The 3,379-nt window shown below is 59.1% G+C and carries 2 protein-coding genes and 1 pseudogene; 2 read left to right on the top strand and 1 reads right to left on the bottom strand.

Features of this window, described 5'->3' with window-relative positions:
• Window positions 1–1,410: transketolase (gene tkt, locus ACIOU6_RS04155; protein ID WP_401134075.1), on the bottom strand; the 1,410-nt coding region annotated here is incomplete at its 3' end.
• A 259-nt stretch (window positions 1,411–1,669) separates the two neighbouring features.
• Between tkt and ACIOU6_RS04160 the strand changes: the two genes are divergently transcribed.
• Both ACIOU6_RS04160 and metK read left to right on the top strand, forming a co-directional pair.
• Complete coding sequence (locus tag ACIOU6_RS04160) at window positions 1,670–2,665, top strand: metalloregulator ArsR/SmtB family transcription factor (RefSeq protein ID WP_221732338.1); 996 nt, start codon at window positions 1,670–1,672, stop codon at window positions 2,663–2,665.
• Window positions 2,666–2,683: 18 nt separating this feature from the next.
• Window positions 2,684–3,379 (top strand): annotated as a pseudogene (gene metK, locus ACIOU6_RS04165) (methionine adenosyltransferase); the annotation flags it as partial.

A 3,379-nucleotide genomic window follows, 5' to 3' on the forward strand; every position in this document is an offset into this window, starting at 1 on the left:
GCCGTCTTCGCCCAGACCGATGGAGTCGTGGGTGTAGACGTGGATCACGCGCTGCTTCATCAGAGCGGACATGCGCACGGCGTTGCGAGCGTATTCCATGAACATCAGGAAGGTCGCGCCGTAAGGCACCAGGCCGCCGTGCAGGGTGACGCCGTTCATGATGGCGGTCATGCCGAATTCGCGCACGCCGTAGTACATGTAGTTGCCGCTGGCATCTTCAGCGCTGACGCCTTTGCAACCCTTCCACAGGGTCAGGTTGGAACCGGCCAGGTCAGCCGAACCGCCAAGCAGTTCCGGCAGCAGCGGGCCGAACGCGTTCAGGGCGTTCTGGCTGGCTTTACGGCTGGCGATGGTTTCGCCTTTGGCAGCGACTTCAGCGATATAGGCCGAGGCTTTTTCCGAGAAGTCAGCCGGCAGTTCACCGCTCAGACGACGGATCAGTTCGTTGGCTTCAGTCGGGAACGCGGCGGAGTAGGCAGCGAAACGCTGATCCCATTCGGCTTCAACAGCGCGGCCAGCTTCTTTGGCATCCCATTCGGCATAAATGTCGGCCGGGATTTCGAACGGGCCGTGGTTCCAGTTCAGCGCCTGACGGGTCAGAGCGATTTCCGCGTCACCCAGTGGGGCACCATGGCAGTCTTCTTTGCCCTGTTTGTTCGGCGAGCCGAAACCGATGGTGGTCTTGCAGCAGATCAGGGTCGGCTGCGCGCTCTTGCGAGCGGTTTCGATGGCAGTCTTGATCTCTTCCGGGTCGTGACCGTCAACGTTGCGGATCACTTGCCAGTTGTAGGCTTCGAAACGCTTCGGGGTGTCATCGGTGAACCAGCCTTCGACTTCGCCGTCGATGGAGATGCCGTTGTCATCGTAGAAGGCGATCAGCTTGCCCAGACCCAGAGTACCGGCCAGGGAAGCGACTTCGTGGGAAATGCCTTCCATCATGCAGCCATCACCCAGGAAAACGTAGGTGTGGTGATCAACGATGTTATGGCTCGGACGGTTGAACTGCGCCGCCAGGACTTTTTCTGCCAGAGCGAAACCCACAGCGTTGGCCAGACCCTGACCCAGCGGGCCGGTAGTGGTTTCAACGCCCGGGGTATAACCGAACTCCGGGTGGCCCGGGGTGCGGCTGTGCAGTTGACGGAATTGCTTGAGGTCGTCGATCGACAGGTCGTAACCGGTCAGGTGCAGCAGCGAGTAGATCAACATCGAGCCGTGGCCGTTGGACAGCACGAAGCGGTCACGGTCAGCGAACGAGGGATTGCTCGGGTTGTGCTTGAGGTAGTCGCGCCAAAGTACTTCGGCGATATCTGCCATACCCATAGGGGCACCGGGATGGCCGCTGTTGGCTTTTTGCACGGCATCCATGCTGAGGGCACGAATGGCGTTGGCACGCTCACGACGGCTAGGCATCGCTGATCTCCTGGGTGTGAATAGATTGAAACGGAAAAAAGGAGGGCATTTTCCCTCACCGGAGCGCCTCGGGGCAATGACAGATAGTCATCCGGAGGCGTTTTTCCCATGGTTAGCGGCGGATTGTGCGGGTGAAACCTTTCCGCTGTTGGTTTGTAGAGTTAACCCGTCAGCGAGAAGTGCCATCTATCGTGCAATATCAAAACTTTTTGATATTGCCCTTGCGGTGCTTTCCGCCCATCAATAGACTGCCTGCCCTATGAACTTACACGCGCCTTCCATTCGACATGATGATTGCGACGAGCTGGCAGCCCTGTGCAAGGCCGGCGGCGATCCGCTGCGGCTGAATGTATTGCGCGCACTGGCCAACGATTCGTTCGGTGTACTGGAGCTGGCACAGATCTTCGGTATCGGTCAGTCGGGCATGAGCCATCACCTTAAAGTGCTGGCCCAGGCCGATCTGGTGGCGACCCGCCGCGAAGGCAATGCGATCTTTTATCGCCGCGCCCTGCCCCACACCCAATTGCTCGGCGGCAAACTGCACACGGCATTGTTAGAAGAAGTCGACCAACTGACCCTGCCCAACGATGTTTTGGCGCGAATCGCTCAGGTTCACGGACAACGCGCTGCGGCCAGCCAGGACTTTTTCGCCCGGGTGGCGGAGAAATTCCGCGCCCAGCAAGACTTGATTGCAGGCTTGCCGCAGTACCGCGACAGCGTGCTGGCCCTGCTCGACAAACTGAACTTCAGTGGTGCTGCCACGGCCATTGAAGTCGGCCCCGGCGATGGTACTTTTCTGCCGGAACTGGCCCGCCGCTTTGGCACCGTCACCGCGCTGGACAACAGCCCGGCGATGCTCGAACTGGCGCGTCAGGTATGCATTCGCGAAGAACTGGCTAACGTCAGCCTGCAATTGGCCGATGCATTGAACAGCCCCAGCCTTCAGGCCGATTGCGTAGTGCTGAACATGGTCTTGCACCATTTCGCCGCGCCGGCCGAAGCGCTCAAGCACATGGCCAACCTGCTGCAACCGGGCGGTAGCTTGCTCGTAACAGAGTTATGTAGCCACAACCAGAGTTGGGCCAAGGAGGCCTGCGGTGATCTGTGGTTGGGGTTTGAACAGGATGATTTGGCCCGTTGGGCCACCGCTGCGGGACTCGTTCCCGGGGAAAGCCTCTATATAGGTTTACGTAATGGTTTCCAGATCCAGGTTCGCCACTTTCAGCGACCGGCTGGCAACACTCACCATCGGTAAATTCAGGAAAACATCGAGATGAGCGAATACTCCTCTTCACCTCCGAGTCCGTGTCTGAAGGACATCCGGACAAAATCGCCGACCAGATTTCCGATGCGGTGCTGGACGCCATTATTGCCCAGGACAAACACGCACGCGTTGCGGTGGAAACCCTGGTCAAGACCGGCGTGGCCATCGTTGCCGGTGAAGTGACCACCAGCGCCTGGGTCGACCTGGAGCAGATCGTTCGTGACGTCATCTGCGACATCGGCTACACCAGCTCCGAAGTCGGCTTCGACGGCGCCACTTGTGGCGTGATGAACATCATCGGCAAGCAATCCCCGGACATCAATCAGGGTGTTGACCGTGCCAAGCCTGAAGATCAGGGCGCCGGCGACCAAGGCCTGATGTTCGGCTACGCCAGCAACGAAACCGACGTTTTGATGCCAGCGCCGATCACCTTCTCGCACCAACTGGTGCAGCGTCAGGCCGAAGCCCGTAAATCGGGCCTGCTGCCTTGGCTGCGTCCAGACGCCAAGTCGCAAGTCACTTGCCGTTATGAAGGTGGCAAGGTTGTCGGTATCGAGGCGGTTGTCCTGTCGACCCAGCACAACCCTGAAGTGTCGTACAAAGACCTGCGCGAAGGCGTGATGGAGCTGATCGTCAAGCACGTACTGCCTGCCGAACTGCTGAGCAAAGACACCCAGTTCCACATCAACCCGACCGGCCAGTTCA

Origin of the sequence: Pseudomonas sp. NPDC087615 (assembly GCF_044743445.1) — a bacterium.
Classification (GTDB): domain Bacteria; phylum Pseudomonadota; class Gammaproteobacteria; order Pseudomonadales; family Pseudomonadaceae; genus Aquipseudomonas; species Aquipseudomonas baetica_A.